The following is a 23426-nucleotide window of genomic DNA, read 5'->3' on the forward strand; positions in this document are numbered from 1 at the left end:
GTAAAAGAGGGGGGCATTGTCGTCTCTCCCGAATCGGAAAACATTGCGTTAGCACATTATTGCCAGCGAGAAATCTCAATCAGCTCGCCGCCGGGTGGAATATCGTCCTCATCGTGCGTGACCAGCACCACCGGAATATTGCGCGCGCGGACGGCGTCAAACACCCATGCCCGAAATGAGGCCCGCAACGCTTTATCGAGGCGGCTGAACGGTTCATCCAGCAGCAGCGCCTGCGGCTCCGCGAGCAGGGCCCGCAGCAGGCTGACCCGTGCGCGCTCCCCGCCGGAAAGGGTGGCCGGATCGCTGGCGTAATGGCCGCTCAGCCCGGCGGAATCCAGCGCCTGCGCGACCGCTTCCCGCCGCGCGCTGCCGGCGATCCGCTCAGGCAGCGCCAGCAGCAAATTTTGCCCGACGCTGAACTGGTCGAACAGCAGCGCGTCCTGAAAGAGAATACCCAGCCCGCGGGACTCCACGGGAAGACCGTCGCAGCGACGCGCGTCGAGCCACAGTTCACCCCGCGCCTGGAAATCGTCTGACAGCGCGCCGACCATCCAGGCAAAAAGGGTCGATTTGCCGCTGCCGGACGGCCCCATCAGAGTGACGATCTCCCCCCGGGGCACGCAAAAACTGACCTCGCGGAAAAGCGGTTCGATGGTGAGATTTTTTACCTTCAGCATTAACGTAACCCTTGTCGGTAGCGGCCCACGAGCCGGGATAGCAGGGCGGCAAGACCAAACACCGTGCCCGTGACCAGCAGTAATCCCAGCGCCCGGTTAGCAAGAATCGGGATGCTGCCCCCGCTGCTCAGCGCGACGGTTTCGGTGGTCAGCGTGGCGAAACGCCCCGCGCCCAGCCACAGCGTCGGCATGTATTGCGACATGCTGACGGAAAAGCCGGTGGCAAAGGCCAGTAGCGCAGGGCGCACCAGCAGGGGGCATTTCACCAGGCAGAAGACTTTGGTCCGTCGCCAGCCTAGGGTTCTGGCGGTGAGGAGCAGCCGGGGATCGATCCGGCGCCAGGCGGGTTGCAGCACCAGCAGCGTCCACGGCAAGACCCACAGGAGGTGGCTCCAGAGCACGGCGGCGTAGTGCCCGTCGACGCCCAGGTGCAACGCAATCGCATACTGGCCGGTGACGAGCGGGAGGGCCGGAAGGGCGAGCGGTAACCATACCCACAGCGCGCGGCGCTGCGGACCCCATTCCAGCCAGAGTAAGCCGACGACCAGGGCGATCAGGGCTGAAAGCAGACCGAATGACAGGCTGGTCCCCACCGGGCCAACGTCTTCCCGTTGCGCCAGCATCAGCAGCACCGCGGCGCACAGCACGCCGCACGCGGGCAGGAACCCGCTCAGTGCCCGCTCAGGCAGGGCGAGCTGAGACCGGGGACGCGTTCCGGTGAAATCCGCAAACGTGCGAACCCATGCCTTCCAGAGGCCGTATCCCAGGGCGGCAAGCGCGGCCAGCAGCAGAAGGAGAAGCAGGCACAGCAGCGTCCCTTTTGCCTGCTGCTGCGCGTCGCCCTGGCTTAACCACTGCCAGGCCAGCACGGCCAGGGTAGGCGGGTTGCCCGGCCCGAGAACGATCGCCACATCGACGACCGACAGCGACCACGCCAGCACCGCCAGCATTACTGCCCCGAGGACAGGGGCGATAGCCGGAAGGAGCAGCCAGCTGAGCGTCTGAAAACGCCCGTAGCCGAACGTCTGCAGGACGATTTTCTGCTGCGCGAGCCGTTTTTCCGGCAGTACGGCATAAATGGCCCACAGGACAAACGCGCTCTCTTTGACCGCGAGCGTCAGCCCCAGCCCGGCGCCGTAGCGGTCAAACGGTGGGGAACAGACGGTGCAGACCTGATAAAACAGACCGCCCTCGGCAAACAGCAGTAGCGCGCCGGTGGCGAACGCCACATGGGGGATCGCCAGCAGCCACGGCAGGCGGGTTGTGAGACGTCGCCAGCGTTTCCCGGGCCAGACAAGGCTGACGAGGAGAAGGGCAATCAGCAACGCCCCCAGCGTGGCGATGAGCGTTGAGACCAGCGTGGCAATGGTTGCCTGAGGCAGCTGCGGATCGTTCAGCAGCCGCTGCCAGTTTGTCACCGAAAACGCTGGGGCAAGCAGCATGGCGCCGGCGGGCAGGAGCGGCAGATAAATCACCGCCATCGCCAGCCAGACAATCCCGCTCAACGGGTGCCGTAACGACGCAGCCATTCCTGCTCCAGCGCATTCACCCAGGCGGACTGGGGCTCTGCAAGTACCTTCGGCAGCCCCTGCGGCGTGTGGGCCAGCAGCTGTCTGGCTTCATCTTCAGGCAGCGTTTTGGCATCCAGCACGCTCGGATCGCCCCAGATGGCCGGGTCAGCTTTGCGGATCTGCGCCTGCGGTGAAAGCAGGAAATTGGCGACCACTTTCGCCCCTGCGCTGGCGCTGGCATTAGCCGGAATCGCCACAAAATGGACGTTGCCAATCGTTCCGCCGTGGAAACCAAAGCTGTAGCTGTCGGCGGGCAGTTCGCCGCTCGCCACTTTTTGCTGCGCATGTGCGGGGTTAAAGGTCAGGGACAGGTTCAGGCTGCCGCTCGCAAGCAGGGCATCCATCCGTGCAGGAGAAGGGGGAAAATCTTTCCCTTCGCGCCACAGCAGCGGGTGGAGTTTGTCCAGATAATCCCAGAGCGGTGCCGTCACCTCGGCAAAGGTGCTATCGGGGGCCTTTTGCAGCGCGTCCGGGTGAGCGGTCAGCGTCAGCAGCAGTTGCTCAAGAAATGCCGTGCCGGTAAAATCGGGCGGGCGAGGATAGCTGATCTTGCCGGGGTGCTGCTGCGCGTAAGCCAGCAGCGCCTCAGGATCCACAGGCGGCGTCGGCATGCTGGCCTTGCGGGCGATAAAGGTCAGCTGCGCGCCGCCCCACGGCGATTCCGCGCCGTCTGTGGGGATAGCAAAATCCTCCGTGACGGGCTTGCGGGTATCAACATAGCGCCAGTTGGGTAACGTCTGCGCCCATCCGGTCTGCAGCAGGTTTGCCTCTTTCAGCGTGCGGAAGTTCTCGCCGTTAACCCACAGCAGGTCGACGGAGCCGTTGGTCTTACGCCCCGCGGCGGCTTCGGTCTGAATACGTTTTACCGCGTCGGCGGCATCCGCCAGCGGGACAATTTTAAGGGTAATGGCATAGTGCGTTTGCATCTCACCGCTGACCCACTCCAGATAGCGGTTGACCGCCGGATCGCCGCCCCAGGCGTTAAACCAGACGGTCTGGCCTTTAGCCTGTTGCTGAATGGCCTGCCAGCCGTCGGCGGCAAATAGGGGGGCTGCCAGCAGCAGACCGGTCAGAAACGTGCAAAAACGCACACGGCGCATAATGCCTCACTTTTTAGCAGACGGGAGAAAACGGGAAAACAGCCGGCGGGTGACCAGCGGTAATAACCCCAGTAGTGTAAAGGCGAATACCATGCCCGGCGACAAAATATCGCGCAGCGAGGTCACTTTTCCCAGCTCGCGCCCGGCGTTCAGAAAGATAATCGTGGCGGGCAGCATGGCGACCTGGCTCACCCACCAGTAGCGAAATACCCCAATCCGGGTCAGCCCCATCAGCAAATTCACCAGAAAAAACGGGAACAGCGGCATCAGGCGCAGGGCAAAAAGAAAGTTCGCGCCGTCGCGTGCCATGCCGGTATTCACCGTACTCATCTGCCGGGCAAACCGCCGTTGCACCCAGTCACGCAAAAAATAGCGGCTGGCGAGCATCGCCAGCGTGGCCCCGAGCGTGGAGGCAAAGGAGACCAGCACGGTGCCTTCCCACAGGCTAAACAATGCCCCGCCCAGCAGGGTCAGGACCGCCGCGCCGGGTATCGAGAGGGCGGAGACCGCCACATAGACCGCAAAAAAGATCAGCGCGCTGCGCAGCGGCGCGTGGACGACATAGGCGAGTAACGCCTGATGGTGCGTTTTAATCCCTTCCAGGGAGAGGGTTCCCGGGGGAAGCATGACAAACGTCAACATAAATGCGCCCAGAAGGGCGCACAGGAAGAGTGTTTTTGGAATGTTCACGCGTCATTACAGCTTGAATTTAGCCCACACTGGCGCGTGGTCAGACGGTTTTTCCATGCTGCGGATGTCGTAGTCGATCCCGGTTTCGATGCAGCGCTCGGCCAGCGGCGAACTGGCGAGCAGAAGATCGATACGCAGGCCGCGGTTGTCGTCAAAGCCTTTAGAGCGATAGTCAAACCAGGAGAAGCGATCCTGCGTTTCCGGATTGGCATTGCGGAAGGTATCCACCAGGCCCCAGCCCAGCAGGCGCTCCATCCACTCACGCTCTTCCGGCAGGAAGGAGCATTTGCCGGTGCGCAGCCAGCGTTTGCGGTTCTCTTCGCCAATACCGATATCGAGATCCGTCGGGCTGATATTCATGTCGCCCATGATCAGCACCGGATTCTCTTTTTTGAGTTCGGTGGTCAGGTAGTCCTGCAGATCCTGATAAAACTTCGCTTTCGCCGGGAATTTGGTTTCATGGTCACGGCTCTCACCCTGCGGGAAATAGCCGTTGATGACCGTGATATTCCCGATCGCAGAAGGGACTTCCGCCATGATAATACGACGCTGCGCTTCTTCACCGTCGCCCGGGAAGCCGCGACGCACGGAAACTGGCGGCGCTTTGGTGAGCAGCGCGACGCCATAGTGACCTTTCTGGCCGTGATAAAAGACGTTGTAGCCGAGTTTCGCCACCTCTTCGAGGGGGAACATGTCGTCGTGAACCTTTGTCTCCTGCAGGCCGATCACATCTGGCTGATGTTGCTCAACGATAGCTTCAAGCTGATGAGGGCGGGCACGCAGGCCGTTGATATTAAAAGAGACAAATTTCATAGTCGCTGCCAGTGCAAGGTGAATAGTGCAAGGATGGTAGCAGAATTTGCGTCAACTGTTACCAGCTTCGACCAATAACTGCAACAGATAATGCCGGTGGTGCAATATTTGCACCATTCTGACGCGCTTCGCCCCCAAACAGGGCGTAAATGGCCAATAAATTTCGCGAGCGATCACAATTCCAGAATTATATTTGGCCTGTGCATACTCTTTCTGATTTTCATGCGGCAAAGCGCCGCTTGTCGTAAAAATATTCACTTTTTATGCACTAATAGTGAATAACTCCATATTGTAACTCATTGATATTCTGTTACCTCAACCCGTTTATGCATTTTTATCGCTGGCTGGCACGAAGGCTGCAATCTACATTCACAGTGCAAACACTCAATTATTTAACATTCAAATAACCTTTTATTTACCGGATGAGGTCGCTATGTCTCTGTCAATTACGCGTGAAAATTTCGATGAATGGATGATGCCGGTTTACGCTCCGGCGGCTTTTATTCCGGTTCGTGGGGAAGGCTCGCGCCTGTGGGATCAGCAGGGTAAAGAGTATATCGACTTTGCAGGTGGGATTGCGGTGAACGCGCTGGGTCATGCGCACCCGGCGCTGCGTCAGGCGCTGAACGATCAGGCGGCGAAGTTCTGGCATACCGGCAACGGCTTTACCAACGAGCCCGCGCTGCGCCTGGCCAAAAAACTGATCGACGCGACGTTTGCGGAGAAGGTCTTTTTCTGTAACTCGGGGGCGGAAGCCAACGAGGCGGCGCTGAAGCTGGCGCGCAAATATGCGCACGATAAATTTGGAACCCACAAGAGCGGTATCGTGGCGTTTAAAAATGCCTTCCACGGACGCACGCTCTTTACCGTCAGCGCAGGCGGGCAGCCCTCCTACTCGCAGGATTTCGCACCGCTGCCGCCGGATATTCGTCACGGTATTTATAACGATCTGCAGTCCGCCAGCGAGCTGATTAACGACACCACCTGCGCGGTGATCGTCGAGCCGATGCAGGGCGAGGGTGGCGTGCTTCCGGCGCAAAAAGCGTTCCTGCAGGGGCTGCGCGAGCTGTGCGATCGTCACAACGCGGTGCTGATTTTCGACGAAGTGCAGACCGGCGTGGGCCGCACCGGCGAGCTGTATGCCTATATGCACTACGGCGTGACGCCGGACGTGCTGTCGACAGCCAAAGCGCTGGGCGGCGGCTTCCCGATTGGCGCGACGCTGACCACCGATAAATTCGCCAGCGTGATGACCGTCGGCACCCACGGCACCACCTACGGCGGCAACCCGCTGGCCACCGCCGTCGCCGGACAGGTGCTCGACATCATAAACACCCCTGAGGTGCTGAAGGGCGTTAAGCAGCGCCACGACTGGTTTGTTGAGCGCCTGAATGCCATCAACAGCAAGGTTGGCCTGTTTAAAGAAATTCGTGGTCTGGGGCTGTTAATCGGCTGCGAGCTCACCGCTGAGTTTGCCGGAAAAGCTAAACTTATTTCACAGGAAGCGGCAAAAGTAGGCGTGATGGTGCTGATTGCCGGTGCTAATGTCGTGCGTTTTGCTCCTGCGCTGATTGTCAGCGAGGAAGAGGTGCAAACCGGTCTGGACCGCTTTGCGCTGGCGTGTGAAAAAGTGAAATCCGGGGTGTCATCATGATGGTCATCCGTCCCGTTGAGCGCGGCGATCTCGCCGGGCTCATGCAGCTTGCCGGTAAGACGGGAGGCGGGCTGACCTCGCTTCCTGCTGATGAAAAAACGCTGTCGGCGCGCATTGAGCGCGCCCTGCAAACCTGGCAGGGGACGTTGCCAAAAAGCGAACAGGGGTATGTGTTCGTGCTGGAAGACACCGATACGGGAACCGTGGCCGGGATCTGCGCCATTGAAGTCGCCGTCGGGCTGAACGACCCGTGGTACAACTACCGCGTGGGTACCATGGTTCACGCCTCGAAAGAGCTGAACGTCTATAACGCACTGCCCACGCTGTTTCTCTGCAATGACCACACGGGCGCCAGCGAGCTTTGCACGCTGTTCCTCGATCCGGCGTGGCGCAAAGAGGGCAACGGCTATCTGCTCTCCAAATCGCGCTTTATGTTTATGGCCGCCTTCCGAGATCGCTTTAACGAAAAAGTGGTCGCGGAGATGCGCGGCGTGATCGACGACACCGGCTACTCACCGTTCTGGGAGAGCCTGGGCGAGCGCTTTTTCTCGATGGAGTTCAGCCGGGCAGACTATCTCTGCGGCACCGGCCAGAAAGCCTTTATTGCCGAACTGATGCCGAAGCATCCTATCTATACCCATTTCCTCAGCCCGGAAGCGCAGGCGGTGATCGGCGAAGTGCATCCGCAAACTGCACCCGCCCGCGCGGTGCTGGAGAAAGAAGGCTTCCGCTACCGCAACTATGTCGACATCTTTGACGGTGGGCCTACGCTTGAGTGCGATATCGACCGCGTGCGCGCGATCCGTAAGAGCCGGCTGGTTGAGGTCTCTGAAGGCCAGCCCGCGCCGGGCGACTGGCCGGCGTGCCTGGTGGCGAACGAAAATTATGCCAACTTCCGCGCCATGCTGGTGCGGACCAACCCGAAATGTGAACGTCTGGTGCTGACGGCTGCAGAACTGGATGCCCTGAAATGTAACGCCGGCGATAAGGTTCGCCTGGTGCGTCTCTGCCCTGAGGAGAAAACAGCATGACATTATGGATTAACGGTGACTGGGTCACGGGCGAAGGCGAACAGCGCGTAAAGACCAATCCGGTAGGAAAAGAGGCGCTCTGGAAGGGGAATGACGCCAGCGCTGCGCAGGTGGAACAAGCCTGCCATGCCGCCCGCCGCGCGTTTCCGGCGTGGGCAAAACAGCCTTTCGCCGTGCGCCAGGAAATTGTTGAAAAGTTTGCCGGGCTGCTGGAGGCAAATAAGGCCGAACTGACGCGCATCATCGCGTCTGAAACCAGTAAACCGCGCTGGGAAGCGGCAACCGAAGTGACAGCGATGATCAACAAAATCGCCATTTCGGTGAAGGCGTACCACACCCGCACCGGCGAACAGCACACCGAGATGCCGGACGGCGCGGCCACGCTGCGCCACCGTCCGCACGGCGTGCTGGCGGTGTTTGGCCCGTACAACTTCCCGGGGCATCTGCCGAATGGCCACATTGTGCCCGCGCTGCTGGCGGGCAATACCGTGATCTTTAAACCGAGCGAGCTCACCCCATTAACCGGCGAGGCGGTGGTTAAGCTGTGGGAACAGGCTGGCCTGCCGCCGGGCGTGCTGAATCTGGTGCAGGGCGGACGCGAAACCGGCCAGGCGCTGAGCGCGCTGGGCGATATCGACGGCCTGCTGTTTACCGGCAGCGCCGGGACGGGCTATCAGCTGCATCGCCAGCTGGCGGGGCAGCCGGAAAAAATCCTTGCTCTCGAGATGGGCGGCAACAACCCGCTGATTGTGGAAGACCCGGATGATATTGACGCCGCGGTGCACCTGACGATTCAGTCCGCCTTTATTACCGCCGGACAGCGCTGCACCTGCGCCCGCCGCCTGCTGGTGAAAAGAGGCGCGCAGGGTGATGCTTTCCTGAAGCGTCTGGTAGAGGTAAGCGCGCGCCTGGTGCCAGCCGCGTGGGATGCCGATCCGCAGCCGTTTATCGGCGGGCTGATTTCCGAACAGGCCGCGCTGAACGTGCTGAAGGCCTGGCAGGACCACGTCGCGCGCGGCGCGAAAACCCTGCTCGAACCGAAGCAGGTTCAGCCGGGTACCTCGCTGCTGACGCCGGGCATCGTTGAGATGAGCGGCGCGAGCAACGTGCCGGATGAAGAGGTCTTTGGCCCGCTGCTGTGCGTCTGGCGCTATGACGATTTCGATGCGGCCATTGCAATGGCCAATAACACCCGCTACGGCCTGTCGAGTGGGCTGATTTCGCCGCATCGCGAGAAGTTTGAACAACTGCTGCTGGAAGCGCGCGCCGGGATTGTGAACTGGAATAAACCGCTGACCGGGGCCGCAAGCACCGCGCCGTTTGGCGGCGTGGGCGCATCGGGCAACCATCGCGCCAGCGCGTGGTATGCCGCCGATTACTGTGCCTGGCCGATGGCGAGCCTGGAAACCCCGGCGCTGACGCTGCCGGAGACGCTTAATCCGGGGCTGGACTTTACCGGAGGGGATCGTCATGAAAGCGCGTGAAGTCAACTTTGACGGGCTGGTGGGGCTGACCCACCACTATGCCGGTCTCTCTTTTGGTAATGAAGCCTCCACGAAGCACCGTTTTCAGGTTTCCAACCCGAAGCTGGCGGCGAAGCAGGGGCTGCTGAAGATGAAAGCGCTGGCGGATGCCGGTTTCCCGCAGGCGGTGATCCCGCCACAGGAGCGTCCGAACGTGGCGGTGCTGCGTCAGCTCGGCTTTAGCGGCACCGATGAGCAGGTGGTCGAAAAAGCGGGTACGCAGACACCGCATCTGCTCTCGGCGGCAAGCTCGGCCTCTTCGATGTGGGTCGCCAACGCGGCAACCGTCGCGCCGTCCGCCGATACGCTGGATGGCAAAGTCCATCTGACGGTGGCTAACCTGAATAACAAGTTCCACCGCGCCACCGAAGCGGAAACCACCGAGCGCGTGCTGCGCGCCATTTTCAACCAGGACGCCCATTTCGAGGTGCATCAGGCCCTGCCGCAGGTGGCGATGTTTGGCGACGAAGGCGCGGCCAACCATAACCGCCTGGGGGGCGATTATGGCGAGCCGGGTCTGCAGCTGTTTATTTACGGGCGCGAAGAGGGGGGCCACGCCGCGCCAACCCGTTATCCTGCGCGTCAGACGCTGGCAGCCAGCCAGGCCGTTGCCCGTCTGAACCAGGTCAATCCTTCCCAGGTGATTTTCGCCCAGCAGAACCCGCATGTGATCGACCAGGGCGTGTTCCACAACGACGTGATTGCCGTTTCCAACCGCCAGGTGCTGTTCTGCCACGAGCAGGCGTTTGCCCATCAGGAAAAGCTGCTCGCCACGCTGCATGAGCGCGTACGCGGCTTTACGCCCATTCAGGTGCCAACAGAGGCGGTAAGCGTGCAGGACGCGGTCGAAACGTATCTGTTCAATAGCCAGCTGCTGAGCCGCGATGACGGCAGCATGATGCTGGTTCTGCCGCAGGAGTCCCGGGATCATCAGGGCGTGTGGCGCTATCTGACCGAACTGGTGAAGGCCGATAACCCGATTGACGAACTGCGCGTGTTTGACCTGCGTGAAAGCATGGCCAACGGCGGTGGTCCAGCCTGTTTACGTCTGCGCGTGGTCTTGACTCAGGACGAAATGCAGGCGGTTAATCCGGCGGTCATGATGAACGATACGCTCTTTACGCGCCTGAATGACTGGGTCGATCGCTACTATCGCGACCGGCTAACGCAGGCCGATCTGGTTGACCCGCAGCTTCTGCGTGAAGGACGCGAGGCGCTGGACGCGTTATCGACAATCCTGCAACTGGGATCGGTTTATCCGTTCCAGCGCTAAAGGAGTGGATATGGAAAATTTACTGGCGCTGACCCTGGCCGATGAAACGCCGGAACAGAAAGAAGGGGACGGTCCCTCATTTCGCTGGCGGTGGCTGGGGCGCGGGGTGCTTGAGCTGACGCCGACAGCAAAAAGCGATCTGTCGCTGCTGCTTTCAACGGGCATTCACGGGAATGAAACGGCACCCGTTGAGATTGTCGATCTGCTGCTGCGCGCGCTGTATCGCAATGAGATTGCCCTGACGTGCCGCGTGCTGGTGGTGCTCGGCAATCCGCCTGCGCTGGCGGAAAACAAACGGTATCTGGTGAGCGACATTAACCGCATGTTCGGCGGGCGCTGGTCGCAGTTTCCGCAGAGTGACGAAACGGCGCGGGCAGCGTGGCTGGAGAACGTCGTGACCGCGTTTTTTGCCGCTGCAGACCCCGTGCGCTGGCATCTGGATCTCCATACGGCCATCCGCGCGTCCTACCATGTCCGTTTCGGCGTGCTGCCGCAGCGCAGTCAGCCGTGGGAGGAGGATTTCCTGAGTTGGCTAGGAGACGCCGGGCTGGAGGCGCTGGTGTTTCACCAGTCGCCGGGCGGAACCTTTACGCACTTCACTTGTGAGCACTTTGGTGCGTTGTCCTGTACGCTGGAGCTGGGGAAAGCGCTGCCGTTTGGGCAAAACGATCTCTCTCGCTTTGCACCCACGCATCTCGCCCTGCGGGCGCTGCTGGGAGGAAAGGCTCCCGAGCCTACGCATCAGCCCGTCGAGCGGTACCGGGTCGTACAGCAGATCACGCGCCGCAGCGATGCCTTCCTGCTCCATATGGCCGCGCATACCCTGAACTTCACGCCGTTCCGCAAAGGGGCGCTGCTGGCCGAGGATGGCGAGGAGCGTTATGAGGTGCAGAAAACCACCGAGTATGTTTTATTCCCTAATCCCACCGTGGCGTTTGGCCTGCGTGCCGGACTGATGCTGGAAAAAATATCCTGAACCTTTCCCCTCTCTTCATCCGGGAGGGGAAGTAAAATACCCTTTCTTAGCAATTAAAGCGCCTGTACGTGTTTTGCAGAATATTCCTGGTGAATTGCTTTATTATTCACCTTCACTCCGTTATACTTTTACTAAATCGCTTTAAAATCATCGCATTGAATATTTTTTGTTGCAACTCTCCACGCTTTATCCTTATTTCCTCCACATTTGGTGAAAATTTGTTTTTTACACTTTCATTGTTTTACCGTTGCTCTGACTAATTGACGATAAACCCCGTAAAGTTAATCTCGTCAACACGGCATAGCGCCGAAGAATAACTGAAAGAAAGGAAATAAATTATGCGTAAGTTTACTGCACTGTTTGTTGCTTCTACCCTGGCTCTGGGCGCTACCAGCATGGCGTTCGCCACAGATACTGCGACCACAACCGCTGCCGCGCCTGCTGAAGGCAAAATGATGATGCATCATAAAGGCCCGGGTATGCACAACGAGATGATGATGTTTAAGGATCTCAACCTGACGGATGCGCAGAAACAGCAGATCCGCGATATCCGGAAAAGCGAACGCGACCAGATGAAACGTCCGCCGCTGGAAGAGCGTCGTGCTATGCATGACATCATCGCCAGCGACAGCTTCGACAAGGCAAAAGCCGAAGCGCAGATCGACAAAATGGCCGAGCAGCACAAAGCCCGCATGCTGGCTCACCTGGAAACCCAGAACAAGATCTACAACATTCTGACCCCGGAACAGAAAAAACAATTTAATGCGAATTTTGAGAAGCGTCTGACAGAACGTCCGGCGATGGAAGGTAAAATGCCAGCACCAACCGAATAATCGGTTCACTCTCTTAAGACCGCCGGGATCCTGTCCACAAAAGCGAAAACGCTGTGGACAGGACCGGCGGTTTTTCTTTCCTGCCCTCTTGTCTGCCGCCGCCAGCGCGGTATGCTCCTGTAGTCGCATCAGAGAATGTTTGTAGAGTCATGGCGTTAGCATTTTTATTAACGTTCCGCTAAGGCCTGCCCGCTCTGCTGCCGATACTGTGTCTGTGAATACCTAACGATAACAAACAAGACAGCAACGATAGCAATATCCTTGCCCTGGCACGGGTTGTGCCATTCAGGAGTGGTGATGGAGTTCTTTGATATCCGTAAAATGCCGGTCAGCCTGTGGCGCAATGGTGCGGGTGAAACGCGTGAAATTTGTTGTTTCCCTCCCGCGACGCGTGATTTTCACTGGCGTGCCAGTATCGCGACTATCGCCAGCAACGGCGAATTCTCCTCTTTCCCCGGCGTCGATCGGGTGATTACCTTGCTGGAAGGCGGGGAGGTGACGCTGGATGCCGGCCAGGCGTTCTTCCATACCCTGAAGCACCATCAGCCCTATAGCTTTGCCGGCGACCTGCCGGTGAAAGCGCTGCTGTCCGATGGGCGGATGGCGATGGACTTCAACATCATGACCCGTCGCGACTGCTGCCGGGCGAAGGTGCGCGTGGCTGACCGTACCTTTACCACCTTTGGCACACGCGGGGGCGTGGTGTTTGTGTTAAGCGGGGCGTGGCAGCTGGGTGATAAATTGCTGACGGCCGATCAGGGCGCCAGCTGGGAGGAGGGTACCCATACGCTGCGTCTGCTGGAGGCTCAGGGTACCTTATTGTTCAGCGAAATCACGTGGCTGCCAGGCCATTGAGTTCAATGATCTCAAACTTACCGGCCAGCACAGGTTTACAGAGAATTTTGTAGCCATCGTGGTCAAATCCGGCGGGCGTGCGCAGCAGGGTTGCCGCGTCGTTGATATCGTCGACAGCGCCCAGCCAGAGCCAGTTATTGACGATGTGATACTGGGTCATCGCGTCACCCACTTCTTTGAGCGCAACGGCGCTTTCCCAGGGCCAGCACTTCACGCTAATGGCCCCCAGACCGGAGAGGAGCCGGGCGTGGTGCGCCTCAACGCTCTCTTTCCCACAGCAGGCACCGGCACAGCGCTTCAGCGCGGATCGAAAACAGGCGCGTCCGCGCGTGGTCGCCTCAAGGCCTAAAAGGCTATAGCAAAGCTGGAGCTCGTCCGCCAGCGTCTGCAGCGCCTGAAGTGCGGCACGTTTATTGGCAAACAGTCCGTAGAGATTCGGGGCATGAGAAAAATCGACGTCGCGCGCGTAGACGACCTGTGGCTTGCCTTCGTTGATCTGCAGGGAGCAGAGCTGACGGTTGCGGCGCAGGCGCTTGTTGAACAGCGGCTGTTGTTCTTTTATCAACCGCGCCTCCAGCAACAGCGCGCCCATTTCTCCCGCCGTCTGGAACCAGGTAATGCGTCGCGACTGGCGCAGCATGGCGGCCTCGTCCGGCGTACGCAGATGGGATAATACCCGACTGCGAATGTTAACGCTCTTGCCGATGTAGAGCGGCAGGGTGTCGCTTTCGCCGTGAAAGATGTACACGCCCGGCTGTTTAGGCAATGCTTCAAGCCAGGGGCGAAGGTGCTCGGGATATTCGTAGATAGCCGCCGCTTCAAACTCAAGACGCGGGGCGGATTGACGCCTGCTCACATACTGCTCCATATACTGTTCAGGTATACAGTGTAGCAGGAGTGTGGTGGTTAAAAAAGAGCCGGGTGGCGGCGACGCCTTACCCGGCCAGGACGTGCGGCCTGATGCCCTCACCCCAACCCTCTCCCACGGGAGAGGGCGCAAACACAAAAAACGGTAACCTGGGTTACCGTTTTGCGTTTATTTCCAGAAGTCGTCAAACACCGTAATCGGTGGGCGACGCTTGTGCTCGGTTTTCAGATACCAGCCTTCGATGATCTTCGCGGTGCCTTCATCCAGCTTTTTGCCTTCCAGATAATCATCAATGTTGTCGTAGGTGACGCCAAGGGCCGCTTCATCCGGTAGGGAAGGGCGATCGTCTTCAAGGTCAGCTGTCGGCGCTTTCTTATACAGATGCTCAGGGCAGCCCAGCGCGGCAAGCAGCTGCTTGCCCTGACGCTTGTTCAGGCGGAAGATCGGGTTAATGTCGGTGCCGCCGTCGCCATATTTGGTGAAGAAGCCGGTGATCGCTTCGGCCGCATGGTCGGTGCCGACCACGACGCCTTTGGTCATCCCGGCGATGCTGTACTGCGCTTTCATGCGCTCGCGTGCCTTTTCATTGCCGCGAACGAAATCGCTCAGCTCAATGCCCGCTTCGCGTAACGCCTGCTCGCTTGCCAGCACCGAGCCTTTAATATTCACGGTCAGCACGCGGTCAGGCTGAATGAAGGCAATGGCATCCTGGCAATCCTGCTCGTCTGCCTGTACGCCGTAAGGAAGGCGAACAGCGATAAACTGCAGCGTCTCATCGCCCGTCTCTTCGCGAAGCTCTGAAATGGCCATCTGGCAGAGCTTGCCGGTCAGCGTTGAATCCTGGCCGCCGCTGATGCCCAGCACCAGAGATTTCAGGAAAGAGTTCTTCTTTAAATACGCTTTTAAAAAATCCACGCTGCGGCGGATCTCTTCATGTGCATCTACCGCAGGCTTAGCGCCCAGCGCCTGGATAATCTCTTGTTGCAGAGTCATCACGCTCTCCATAAACAGAATGTGTTAACTGTTAAAACTAACCCTTTGGGCGAGAAACGACAAGGATCACAGTTTCGAGTGCGCTATTTTGCGCCGATTTAGCAGCTTATCGTTGTTTTATTAGAATTTTCCGAAATTCGTCTGGCGTAACGCACAAAGTTGAACAATAGTACTTTTTATCCCATGCTTAGATAACACGCTGATAAACAAGAGGACGGAATATGAACAAGAACGTAGCAGGAATTCTTAGCGCAGCGGCGGTACTGACTATGCTGGCAGGGTGTACGGCTTACGATCGCACCAAGGATCAGTTTACCCAGCCCGTAGTAAAAGACGTTAAAAAGGGGATGACCCGTTCGCAGGTGGCTGCGATTGCCGGTAAACCTTCTTCTGAAGTCACCATGATTCATGCGAAAGGGACCTGCCAGACCTATATCCTGGGTCAACGTGATGGTAAGGCAGAAACCTACTTTGTCGCCCTGGATGATACCGGTCATGTGATCAACTCCGGCTATCAGACCTGTGCTGAATACGACACCGATCCGCAGGCACCTAAGGCGTAGTCACCCTGCTTGCCTGAGGATGTTAACAAACCGGCCCCGGGGCCGGTTTTTTTATGCATCAGAAAATCTTATTTCTTTTCGCGAATTATTTACCCGAAATGTGAGGGTAGTCAACAAGCCAGGTCAATGAGAGACAATTCTAGTCTATCCAGAATTATCCCCTGTCTGTACCATTGCGTATACTCACTCCAACGATAAACAACAGTACGCAAACTACCTGTCTGCCGGGACAGCGAGTCGAGTGATAGCGCGATGGCAGGTAGTCATACAAGAGGGAAATCACGATGGAAAAGAAACATATCTACCTGTTCTGCTCAGCGGGCATGTCAACTTCGCTTCTGGTCTCAAAGATGCGTGCGCAGGCTGAAAAGTATGAAGTCCCTGTGGTGATCGAAGCGTTCCCCGAGACGCTGGCGGGCGAAAAAGGTCAGACAGCCGATGTTGTTTTACTGGGACCGCAAATTGCTTATATGTTGCCCGAAATTCAACGACTGTTACCTAATAAACCGGTCGAAGTGATCGACTCGGGGTTGTACGGCAAGATTGATGGTTTAGGTGTTCTTAAAGCTGCTGTGGCAGCCATTAAAAAAGCTGCTAATTAATTTTTATTTTTCCCGTCAAAGAGTTATTTCACACACAATACGCCGTAACATGCGTTACGGCATTTAAGGGTATTTTCCTATGAGTAAAGTCATCGCTTCACTTGAAAAGGTACTCCTTCCTTTTGCTGTTAAAATAGGAAAGCAGCCTCACGTTAATGCCATCAAAAACGGCTTTATTAAATTAATGCCGTTGACGTTGGCCGGGGCCATGTTCGTTTTAATTAACAACGTTTTTCTGAGCTTTGGTGAAGGTTCCTTCTTTTATTCATTAGGAATTCGGTTAGACGCTTCCACTATTGAAACCCTTAATGGTTTTAAAGCCATCGGCGGCAACGTCTATAACGGTACGTTGGGAATTATGTCGCTGATGGCGCCTTTCTTTATTGGGATGGCGCTGGCAGAAGAGCGTAAGGTCGATCCGCTGGCCGCCGGGTTATTATCCGTCGCCGCCTTTATGACCGTCACGCCTTACAGCGTGGGTGAAGCCTATGCCGTTGGCGCCAACTGGCTGGGTGGGGCTAACATCATCTCCGGTATTGTTATCGGCCTGGTGGTGGCAGAGATGTTCACCTTTATCATCCGTCGAAACTGGGTGATTCGCCTGCCGGATAGCGTACCGGCTTCTGTATCCCGTTCATTTTCCGCGTTGATTCCAGGCTTCATTATTCTCTCCATCATGGGGATTATTGCCTGGGCGCTCTCTCACTGGGGCACAAACTTCCACCAGATCATCATGGACTCTATCTCTACGCCGCTGGCGTCGATGGGTGGCGTGGTCGGTTGGGCGTATGTGATTTTCACCTCTCTGCTGTGGTTCTTTGGCGTGCATGGTTCACTGGCACTGGCTGCGCTGGACAGCGGAATTATGACCCCATGGGCACTGGAAAACGTTGCACTTTATCAGCAGTACGGCTCCGTTGACGCGGCGCTGGCAGCGGGTAAAACTTTCCATGTGTGGGCGAAGCCGATGCTTGACTCCTATATCTTCCTGGGCGGTACCGGGGCGACCTTGGGTCTGATCATCGCGGTCTTTATTGTCTCTCGTCGTGCTGACTATCGTCAGGTGGCGAAGCTGGCGCTGCCATCAGGCATCTTCCAGATTAACGAACCGATCCTGTTCGGTCTGCCAATCATCATGAACCCGGTCATGTTCATTCCGTTCATCCTGATTCAGCCGCTGCTGGCCGCTATCACCCTGACGGCGTACTACATGGGCATCATTCCACCGGTTACCAACATTGCACCGTGGACCATGCCGGCGGGCCTGGGTGCCTTCTTCAACACCAACGGCAGCGTCGCGGCCTTCCTGCTGGCGATATTCAACCTCGGGATTGCCACCCTGCTGTACATGCCATTCGTGGCGATTGCGAACAAAGCCGCCACCATCATTGATGAAGAAGAGAGCGAAGAGGATATTGCCCTCTCACTGAAATTCTAAGATTGACGGCGCGGGGAAACCCGCGCCAGCCACAAGGAGCTTAAAGATGTTAGATTTGGATAGTATTGTCGCAGACGACGCCGCCGAGAACGATCTGGAAGAAGTGGTGATGGGGCTTATCATCAACTCCGGGCAGGCCCGCAGCCTGGCCTATGCCGCACTGAAGCAGGCCAAGCAGGGGGATTTCGCCGCGGCAAAAACCATGATGGAACAGTCACGCACGGCGCTGAACGAAGCGCATCTGGTGCAGACAAAGCTGATTGAAAGCGATCAGGGCGAAGGGAAGATGAAGGTCAGCCTGGTGCTGGTTCACGCGCAGGATCACCTGATGACCTCGATGCTGGCACGTGAGCTGGTGGCGGAGCTCATTGAGCTTCACGAGAAGATGCAGTAAGTCAGACTGAGTAGCAGGAGGTCAGCACGATGGAAATTAAAACCGCACTTGAACAGCAGCTGTTTAATGGCAAAAATTTTCACGTGGTTATCTACAACAAGACGGAGAGCGCCAGTGGTCTGCATCAGCATGACTACTACGAGTTCACGATTGTTCTGACCGGTCGCTACTATCAGGAAATCAACGGTAAGCGCGTCCTGCTTGAACGAGGGGATTTCGTCTTCCTGCCGATGGGGTCTTATCACCAGAGCTTTTACGAATTTGGTGCCACCCGCATTCTGAATGTGGGCGTCAGCAGACGTTTCTTCGAGAAGCACTATCTGCCGCTGGTGCCGTTCTGCTTTGTGGCCTCTCAGGTCTATCGGGTCAAAAACGAGTTCATGACCTGGATTGAAACGGTGATCGCCTCGCTTAACTTCCGCGACAATGAATTTGATGAGTTTATTGAAACGGTGACCTTCTATGTGATGAACCGGCTGCGTCATCATCGTGAAGAGCAGCAGGTGACGGATGATATTCCGCAATGGCTACGCAGCACCGTTGAGCTGATGCACGACAAAGGCCAGTTCAGCGAAAATGCGCTGGAAAATATGGTCTCCCTGTCGGGCAAATCCCAGGAATATCTGACCCGTGCGACGCAGCGTTATTATCGTAAAACGCCCGTGCAAATTATTAATGAAATCCGCATTAATTTTGCTAAAAAACAGCTGGAAATTACCAACTATTCTGTCACCGATATTGCTTACGAGTCAGGATACAGCAGTCCCAGCCTGTTTATTAAAACCTTTAAGAAATTGACGTCATTCACACCGAACAGTTACCGGAAAAATTTGACGGTAATTAATTAACTTTCGGCGGATTACCCGCCACGAATATTGCTTTAATGGCTTGCCCAAATAGCGGGAAGAGCACGCTATACCTTGCAGGCGATTAACCTGATACGCTAAGGGAGATATTATGCAGAAGAAATTAAAAGTCGTAACCATTGGTGGCGGCAGCAGCTATACCCCGGAATTACTTGAAGGTTTCCTGAAACGTTATCATGAATTACCGGTCAGCGAATTATGGCTGGTGGACGTTGAGGAAGGTCAGGAGAAGCTGAATATTATTTTCGATCTGTGCAAGCGCATGGTCGAAAAAGCGGGCGTGCCTCTGACCGTGCATAAAACCCTCGATCGTCGTCTGGCGCTGAAAGATGCGGATTTCGTCACCACCCAGCTGCGCGTCGGCCAGCTGAAGGCGCGTGAGCTGGACGAGCGTATTCCGCTGAGCCACGGGTATCTGGGGCAGGAGACTAACGGCGCGGGCGGCCTGTTTAAAGGCCTGCGTACTATCCCTGTCATTTTCGACATCGTCAAAGATGTGCAGGAGATCTGCCCGAACGCGTGGATCATTAACTTCACCAACCCGGCCGGCATGGTCACTGAAGCGGTCTATCGTCATACCGGCTTCAAACGTTTTATCGGCGTCTGCAACATTCCGATCGGCATGAAGATGTTTATCCGCGACGTGCTGGCGCTGACCGACAGCGACGATCTCTCCATCGATCTGTTCGGCCTGAACCACATGGTATTTATTAAAGATGTCATCGTGAACGGAAAATCGCGCTTTGCCGAGCTCCTCGACGGCGTCGCCTCCGGTCGTCTGACGGCGGCATCGGTGAAAAACATCTTTGACCTGCCGTTCAGCGAAGGGCTGATCCGCTCGCTGAATCTGCTGCCTTGCTCGTACCTGCTTTACTACTTCAAGCAGAAAGAGATGCTGGCCATCGAAATGGGCGAGTATTATAAGGGCGGCGCGCGTGCGCAGATCGTTCAGAAGGTTGAGAAGCAACTGTTCGATTTGTATAAAGACCCGAACCTGAACGTCAAACCGAAAGAGCTGGAGCAGCGCGGCGGGGCCTACTACTCCGATGCGGCGTGTGAAGTGATCAACGCCATCTACAACGACAAGCAGGCGGAGCACTATGTGAACGTGCCGCACCACGGCCATATCGACAATATTCCGGCTGACTGGGCCGTCGAAATGACCTGCATCCTGGGACGCGAGGGCGCTAAACCGCATCCACGCATCACCCACTTCGATGACAAGGTCATGGGCCTGATCCACACCATCAAAGGCTTTGAAGTTGCGGCAAGCAACGCGGCGCTGAGCGGTGAGCTCAATGACGTGCTGCTGGCCCTGAACCTCAGCCCGCTGGTGCATTCTGACCGCGACGCGGAGCAGCTGGCCAGCGAGATGATCCTGGCGCATGAAAAATGGTTGCCGAACTTTGCCGCCACGATCGAGAAGCTGAAGTTCAAACAGCAATAAGAGGACGCACAATGGAAAACCTGCTGATCGTTAATGCTGATGATTTTGGCCTCTCTAAAGGCCAGAACTACGGCATTATTGAAGCCTGTCGCCGGGGGGTTGTGACCTCTACAACGGCGCTGGTCAATGGTGAGGCGGTTGAACACGCGGCGCAGCTGAGCCGCGAAGTGCCGGAGCTGGGCGTCGGCATGCATTTTGTGCTGACGCTCGGGATGCCGCTTTCGCCAATGCCGGGCCTGACGCGCGATGGCCAGTTGGGTAAATGGATTTGGGAACTGGCGGAGCAGGGGGCTCTGCCGCTCGAAGAGATTGCCCGCGAGCTGGACTGTCAGTTCAACCGCTTCGTTGATGTGTTTGGTCAGACGCCGACGCATATCGACAGCCATCACCACGTGCATATGATCCCGGCGATTTTCCCGCTTGTCGCCGGGTTTGCACAGCGCAAAGGCGTGGCGATGCGCGTGGATCGCGAGGTGCACGGATTGCCGGACTGCACCGTTACATCCACTGAGGGGTTCAGCAGCGCGTTTTACGGCGACGAGATTGACGACGCGCTGTTCCTGAAGGTGCTGGATGATTCCGCCGCGCGGGGTGAACGGTCGCTGGAGGTCATGGCACATCCTGCCTTTGTCGATAACACCGTGCGTAAAAGCGCCTACTGCTGGCCGCGTCTGGCGGAGCTGGATGTGCTGACGTCGCCGTCGTTGAAATACGCCATTGCCGAGCGCGGGTATCGGTTGGGGACGTTTGGGGATCTTTGAGATAAAGCCCGGTGGCGGCTTCGCCTTACCGGGCCTACAAAAGCAATCGACATGTAAGCCGGGTAAGCGCAAGCGCCACCCGGCTTTTTTTACGCCGGAATCTGATCGATCTTGCTGCTTCGCGACCAGACACGGTGCGCGGCGAGCAAATCAAACAGCTTCGTCATAAAGGCATCGTCAACGTTATCTCCCTCGACAATCCCGTCCTCACCCTGATCGGCCACCTTCAGCTGCGCTTTGAACTGTCGCGCGTCGCCGGACAGCGCGATCGGCTTCAGGTGCTTATAGGCTTCCAGCAGATAATAGACGGCGTCGCCGTTGGTCAGCAGGCTGGCAATATCCCCGCACGGCACGATCACCGCATCGACGGTCAGTGATGGCGCACCGGCAAAGGTCGCCGCGACCGGCAGCACAGAACCATCGTCGGCCGTCACTTCACCCATGCGGGAATAGAGCAGTTTGGCATGTACGCCCTGGGTTTTCAGCGCCTGCATAATCCCCAGCACGTCGCTGGCGCGGGTTTTGTCGTTCAGCAGAATGGCGACCACGCGGCCTTTAATCGAGCCGCCCGGCACCGCATACAGGCTCAGCGACGGATCTTTCTTCACGCCGTTAACCTCTTTCGGCGGAGCAAGGTTACGCTGCTCGTCGGTCAGCGTAATGCCCAGGTTGTCCGCGACACTCTGGGCAAGCTGAACATCAATATGCGCCAGATGATCGACCACGCGCTCGCGGATGTAGGTGCGCACCACTTTACTCAGCTCGAAGCTGAAACCGCCGATGATGTGCTGTTGCTCGATCGGCGTCTGGCTGTTCCAGAACAGGCGAGGATGGGCGTAATACTCACCGAACGAGGGGCTGCGCTCGCGAATTTTATTGCCATCGATACGCTCCTGATACGATTCGAATCCACCGCGTTTCGGTCCGGGAGGCGTTTCACGCGGCCAGTTATCGTTGATGGAGTTCGGCTCATAGTTTGCCGGGTTGGTATCAATATCCTGACGGTGCATCCCGTCGCGCTGGAAGTTGTGATACGGGCAGGTTGGGCGGTTAATCGGAATTTCGTGGAAATTCGGCCCGCCGAGTCGGCTAATCTGCGTATCGGTATAGGAGAACAGGCGTCCCTGCAGGAGCGGATCGTTGGTGAAGTCCAGCCCCGGCACGATATGCCCCGGGTGGAACGCGGCCTGCTCGTTTTCGGCAAAGAAGTTATCCGGGTTACGGTTAAGCACCATTTTACCCACCAGCTGCACCGGCACCAGCTCTTCCGGGATCAGCTTCGTCGGGTCCAGAAGGTCGAAATCGAACTTAAATTCGTCCTCTTCCGGTATGAGCTGCAGGCCAAGTTCGTATTCCGGGAAGTCGCTCGCTTCAATGGATTCCCACAGCTCGCGGCGATGGAAGTCCGGATCGCGCCCGGTCAGCTTCTGCGCCTCGTCCCACACCAGCGAGGCTTTACCCGCGACAGGCTTCCAGTGGAAGCGGACAAACGTGGCTTTCCCCTCGGCATTGATCAGACGGAAGGTATGGATACCAAACCCCTCCATGGTGCGGTAGCTGCGCGGAATGCCGCGGTCAGACATCGCCCACATCACGTTGTGTAAGGTTTCAGGCTGCAGGGAAACATAGTCCCAGAAGGTGTCGTGCGCACTTTGTCCCTGCGGTATGGCCCAGTGGGGCTCCGGTTTTACCGCATGGACAAAGTCAGGAAATTTATGCGCGTCCTGAATGAAAAACACCGGCGTGTTATTGCCGACCAGATCGAAAATACCCTCTTCGGTATAAAACTTGGTGGCAAAGCCGCGGATATCCCGGACGGTATCTGCCGACCCCGCGCCGCCCTGCACGGTGGAGAAACGCACAAACACCGGGGTGATTTTATCCGGGTCGGAGAGGAAATCCGCTTTGGTGATCGCTTTCAGGCTCTTGTAGGGCTGAAAGTAGCCGTGCGCCGCGGAACCGCGCGCGTGGACGATGCGTTCCGGTATCCGCTCGTGGTCAAAATGGGTGATTTTTTCCCGCAGGATAAAGTCTTCCAGCAGGGTCGGCCCGCGCGTGCCTGCGCGAAGGGAGTTTTGATCGTCAGCAATGCGTACGCCCTGATTGGTCGTGAGCGCGAAACCTTCACCGCCTTTTCTGTGTGGTTCAAGAGATTTCAGCTTCTCGTTTCCCGTGTCCGGCGATTTCATGCTTCCCGGTGCGGTAGGCTGTTCGCCCGGTGCGGAGGGACCAGGGGAGGGGCGGTGAGAGCCGTCAGCAGGGGCGAGAGAGTCCATACCCGGTTGAGATTCTTCAGTGCCATGAATGGGTGATTGATGTGTTTTATCTTTGTTCGACATTGCACGCTTCTCCTTTATCCATTGCTAAAAACCCTATTAAGGATAGAACAATGTCGCGACATGGTTCGCGAACTAAGAGTTTTCATATGCCGTGATTAGCGAAAGGAGCCATCTCACCCACTCGGAGCGCGACGGAAGGCAGCAGGATCGGCTATCATA

General features: G+C 57.4%; 22 protein-coding genes. 14 read left to right on the forward strand and 8 right to left on the reverse strand.

Annotation, left to right across the window (positions count from 1 at the left end):
* Positions 1-56 precede the first annotated feature (56 nt).
* Genes ACMWJS_RS01905 through xthA form a run of 5 tightly spaced genes read right to left on the reverse strand, consistent with a single transcriptional unit; the run spans position 57 to position 4851 of the window.
* Positions 57-677 (reverse strand): ATP-binding cassette domain-containing protein, encoded by a 621-nt coding sequence (locus ACMWJS_RS01905; protein ID WP_045910248.1) that lies wholly within the window; start codon positions 675-677, stop codon positions 57-59.
* Entirely contained in the window at positions 677-2206 is a 1530-nt protein-coding gene (locus ACMWJS_RS01910; protein ID WP_414746510.1) for a thiamine ABC transporter permease, read from the reverse strand. Before ACMWJS_RS01910 ends, ACMWJS_RS01905 begins: the two co-directional genes overlap by 1 nt.
* Positions 2179-3339 (reverse strand): ABC transporter substrate-binding protein, encoded by a 1161-nt coding sequence (locus ACMWJS_RS01915; RefSeq protein WP_414746656.1) that lies wholly within the window; start codon positions 3337-3339, stop codon positions 2179-2181. The genes ACMWJS_RS01910 and ACMWJS_RS01915 overlap by 28 nt, the downstream gene beginning before the upstream one ends.
* 15 nt (positions 3340-3354) lie before the next feature.
* A complete protein-coding gene (locus tag ACMWJS_RS01920) occupies positions 3355-4038 on the reverse strand; it encodes a TVP38/TMEM64 family protein (protein ID WP_414746511.1) in 684 nt (227 codons plus the stop codon).
* A 6-nt stretch (positions 4039-4044) separates the two neighbouring features.
* A complete protein-coding gene (gene xthA / locus ACMWJS_RS01925) occupies positions 4045-4851 on the reverse strand; it encodes an exodeoxyribonuclease III (RefSeq protein WP_008500688.1) in 807 nt (268 codons plus the stop codon).
* A gap of 433 nt (positions 4852-5284) precedes the next feature.
* On the opposite strand from xthA, the gene ACMWJS_RS01930 reads away from it, so the two are divergent.
* From ACMWJS_RS01930 to ves, 7 genes are all read left to right on the forward strand, one after another.
* A complete protein-coding gene (locus ACMWJS_RS01930) occupies positions 5285-6505 on the forward strand; it encodes an aspartate aminotransferase family protein (protein ID WP_045910251.1) in 1221 nt (406 codons plus the stop codon).
* On the forward strand, positions 6502-7536 hold the full coding sequence (astA, locus tag ACMWJS_RS01935; RefSeq protein WP_008500686.1) for an arginine N-succinyltransferase: 1035 nt from the start codon (positions 6502-6504) through the stop codon (positions 7534-7536). Before ACMWJS_RS01930 ends, astA begins: the two co-directional genes overlap by 4 nt.
* Complete coding sequence (astD, locus tag ACMWJS_RS01940; protein WP_414746512.1) at positions 7533-9020, forward strand: succinylglutamate-semialdehyde dehydrogenase; 1488 nt, start codon at positions 7533-7535, stop codon at positions 9018-9020. The genes astA and astD overlap by 4 nt, the downstream gene beginning before the upstream one ends.
* Positions 9007-10332, forward strand: a complete 1326-nt coding sequence (gene astB / locus ACMWJS_RS01945) for an N-succinylarginine dihydrolase (protein ID WP_414746513.1) — start codon at positions 9007-9009, stop codon at positions 10330-10332. The genes astD and astB overlap by 14 nt, the downstream gene beginning before the upstream one ends.
* Positions 10333-10342: 10 nt before the next feature.
* Complete coding sequence (astE, locus tag ACMWJS_RS01950) at positions 10343-11308, forward strand: succinylglutamate desuccinylase (RefSeq protein ID WP_414746514.1); 966 nt, start codon at positions 10343-10345, stop codon at positions 11306-11308.
* A gap of 338 nt (positions 11309-11646) precedes the next feature.
* On the forward strand, positions 11647-12141 hold the full coding sequence (spy, locus tag ACMWJS_RS01955) for an ATP-independent periplasmic protein-refolding chaperone Spy (RefSeq protein ID WP_414746515.1): 495 nt from the start codon (positions 11647-11649) through the stop codon (positions 12139-12141).
* Positions 12142-12438: 297 nt separating this feature from the next.
* Positions 12439-12996 carry an environmental stress-induced protein Ves gene (gene ves, locus ACMWJS_RS01960; RefSeq protein WP_021241069.1) on the forward strand — a complete coding sequence of 186 codons (558 nt, stop codon included), beginning with the start codon at positions 12439-12441 and terminating at the stop codon, positions 12994-12996.
* On the opposite strand, the gene cho is transcribed toward ves, so the two are convergent.
* Positions 12974-13852 (reverse strand): excinuclease Cho, encoded by an 879-nt coding sequence (gene cho, locus ACMWJS_RS01965; protein WP_045910612.1) that lies wholly within the window; start codon positions 13850-13852, stop codon positions 12974-12976. The two genes, ves and cho, sit on opposite strands and share 23 nt — an antisense overlap.
* A gap of 180 nt (positions 13853-14032) precedes the next feature.
* Positions 14033-14857, reverse strand: coding sequence for an ammonia-dependent NAD(+) synthetase (gene nadE / locus ACMWJS_RS01970; RefSeq protein ID WP_032651538.1), 825 nt, complete (start codon positions 14855-14857; stop codon positions 14033-14035).
* 221 nt (positions 14858-15078) lie between these two features.
* On the opposite strand from nadE, the gene osmE reads away from it, so the two are divergent.
* The 7 genes from osmE (at position 15079) to chbG (ending at position 20928) form a co-directional block, all read left to right on the forward strand.
* Positions 15079-15420 carry an osmotically-inducible lipoprotein OsmE gene (gene osmE / locus ACMWJS_RS01975; RefSeq protein ID WP_008500677.1) on the forward strand — a complete coding sequence of 114 codons (342 nt, stop codon included), beginning with the start codon at positions 15079-15081 and terminating at the stop codon, positions 15418-15420.
* 284 nt (positions 15421-15704) lie between these two features.
* Positions 15705-16022: a PTS N,N'-diacetylchitobiose transporter subunit IIB gene (gene chbB / locus ACMWJS_RS01980; protein WP_008500676.1), complete on the forward strand. Its 318-nt coding sequence runs from the start codon at positions 15705-15707 to the stop codon at positions 16020-16022.
* 79 nt (positions 16023-16101) lie between these two features.
* Positions 16102-17460, forward strand: a complete 1359-nt coding sequence (chbC, locus tag ACMWJS_RS01985) for a PTS N,N'-diacetylchitobiose transporter subunit IIC (protein WP_023311283.1) — start codon at positions 16102-16104, stop codon at positions 17458-17460.
* 46 nt (positions 17461-17506) lie between these two features.
* Positions 17507-17854 carry a PTS N,N'-diacetylchitobiose transporter subunit IIA gene (gene chbA, locus ACMWJS_RS01990; protein WP_032639846.1) on the forward strand — a complete coding sequence of 116 codons (348 nt, stop codon included), beginning with the start codon at positions 17507-17509 and terminating at the stop codon, positions 17852-17854.
* A gap of 29 nt (positions 17855-17883) precedes the next feature.
* On the forward strand, positions 17884-18702 hold the full coding sequence (chbR, locus tag ACMWJS_RS01995; protein WP_029740446.1) for a transcriptional regulator ChbR: 819 nt from the start codon (positions 17884-17886) through the stop codon (positions 18700-18702).
* A gap of 109 nt (positions 18703-18811) precedes the next feature.
* Positions 18812-20167: a 6-phospho-beta-glucosidase gene (locus ACMWJS_RS02000; protein ID WP_414746516.1), complete on the forward strand. Its 1356-nt coding sequence runs from the start codon at positions 18812-18814 to the stop codon at positions 20165-20167.
* A gap of 11 nt (positions 20168-20178) precedes the next feature.
* Entirely contained in the window at positions 20179-20928 is a 750-nt protein-coding gene (gene chbG / locus ACMWJS_RS02005; RefSeq protein WP_069719420.1) for a chitin disaccharide deacetylase, read from the forward strand.
* Between the two features lie 89 nt (positions 20929-21017).
* Here the strand turns inward: chbG and katE are convergent, their stop codons facing one another.
* Positions 21018-23267, reverse strand: coding sequence for a catalase HPII (katE, locus tag ACMWJS_RS02010; RefSeq protein ID WP_414746517.1), 2250 nt, complete (start codon positions 23265-23267; stop codon positions 21018-21020).
* Positions 23268-23426 lie beyond the last annotated feature (159 nt).

Source organism: Enterobacter sp. HK-058-C-ECC (assembly GCF_047531125.1).
In the GTDB taxonomy this organism is placed as follows: Bacteria; Pseudomonadota; Gammaproteobacteria; order Enterobacterales; family Enterobacteriaceae; genus Enterobacter; species Enterobacter quasiroggenkampii.

What these genes read in the sequence shown, in the direction of transcription:
- astD (WP_414746512.1), top strand. Translation starts at nt 7,533, where the DNA reads ATGACATTATGGATTAACGGTGACTGGGTCACGGGCGAAGGCGAACAG.
- chbG (WP_069719420.1), top strand. Translation starts at nt 20,179, where the DNA reads ATGGAAAACCTGCTGATCGTTAATGCTGATGATTTTGGCCTCTCTAAA.
- chbA (WP_032639846.1), top strand. Translation starts at nt 17,507, where the DNA reads ATGTTAGATTTGGATAGTATTGTCGCAGACGACGCCGCCGAGAACGAT.
- ACMWJS_RS01910 (WP_414746510.1), bottom strand. Translation starts at nt 2,206, where the DNA reads ATGGCTGCGTCGTTACGGCACCCGTTGAGCGGGATTGTCTGGCTGGCG.
- astB (WP_414746513.1), top strand. Translation starts at nt 9,007, where the DNA reads ATGAAAGCGCGTGAAGTCAACTTTGACGGGCTGGTGGGGCTGACCCAC.
- xthA (WP_008500688.1), bottom strand. Translation starts at nt 4,851, where the DNA reads ATGAAATTTGTCTCTTTTAATATCAACGGCCTGCGTGCCCGCCCTCAT.
- ves (WP_021241069.1), top strand. Translation starts at nt 12,439, where the DNA reads ATGGAGTTCTTTGATATCCGTAAAATGCCGGTCAGCCTGTGGCGCAAT.
- astA (WP_008500686.1), top strand. Translation starts at nt 6,502, where the DNA reads ATGATGGTCATCCGTCCCGTTGAGCGCGGCGATCTCGCCGGGCTCATG.
- spy (WP_414746515.1), top strand. Translation starts at nt 11,647, where the DNA reads ATGCGTAAGTTTACTGCACTGTTTGTTGCTTCTACCCTGGCTCTGGGC.
- astE (WP_414746514.1), top strand. Translation starts at nt 10,343, where the DNA reads ATGGAAAATTTACTGGCGCTGACCCTGGCCGATGAAACGCCGGAACAG.
- chbC (WP_023311283.1), top strand. Translation starts at nt 16,102, where the DNA reads ATGAGTAAAGTCATCGCTTCACTTGAAAAGGTACTCCTTCCTTTTGCT.
- chbR (WP_029740446.1), top strand. Translation starts at nt 17,884, where the DNA reads ATGGAAATTAAAACCGCACTTGAACAGCAGCTGTTTAATGGCAAAAAT.
- ACMWJS_RS01905 (WP_045910248.1), bottom strand. Translation starts at nt 677, where the DNA reads ATGCTGAAGGTAAAAAATCTCACCATCGAACCGCTTTTCCGCGAGGTC.
- osmE (WP_008500677.1), top strand. Translation starts at nt 15,079, where the DNA reads ATGAACAAGAACGTAGCAGGAATTCTTAGCGCAGCGGCGGTACTGACT.
- chbB (WP_008500676.1), top strand. Translation starts at nt 15,705, where the DNA reads ATGGAAAAGAAACATATCTACCTGTTCTGCTCAGCGGGCATGTCAACT.
- katE (WP_414746517.1), bottom strand. Translation starts at nt 23,267, where the DNA reads ATGTCGAACAAAGATAAAACACATCAATCACCCATTCATGGCACTGAA.
- nadE (WP_032651538.1), bottom strand. Translation starts at nt 14,857, where the DNA reads ATGACTCTGCAACAAGAGATTATCCAGGCGCTGGGCGCTAAGCCTGCG.
- ACMWJS_RS01930 (WP_045910251.1), top strand. Translation starts at nt 5,285, where the DNA reads ATGTCTCTGTCAATTACGCGTGAAAATTTCGATGAATGGATGATGCCG.
- ACMWJS_RS02000 (WP_414746516.1), top strand. Translation starts at nt 18,812, where the DNA reads ATGCAGAAGAAATTAAAAGTCGTAACCATTGGTGGCGGCAGCAGCTAT.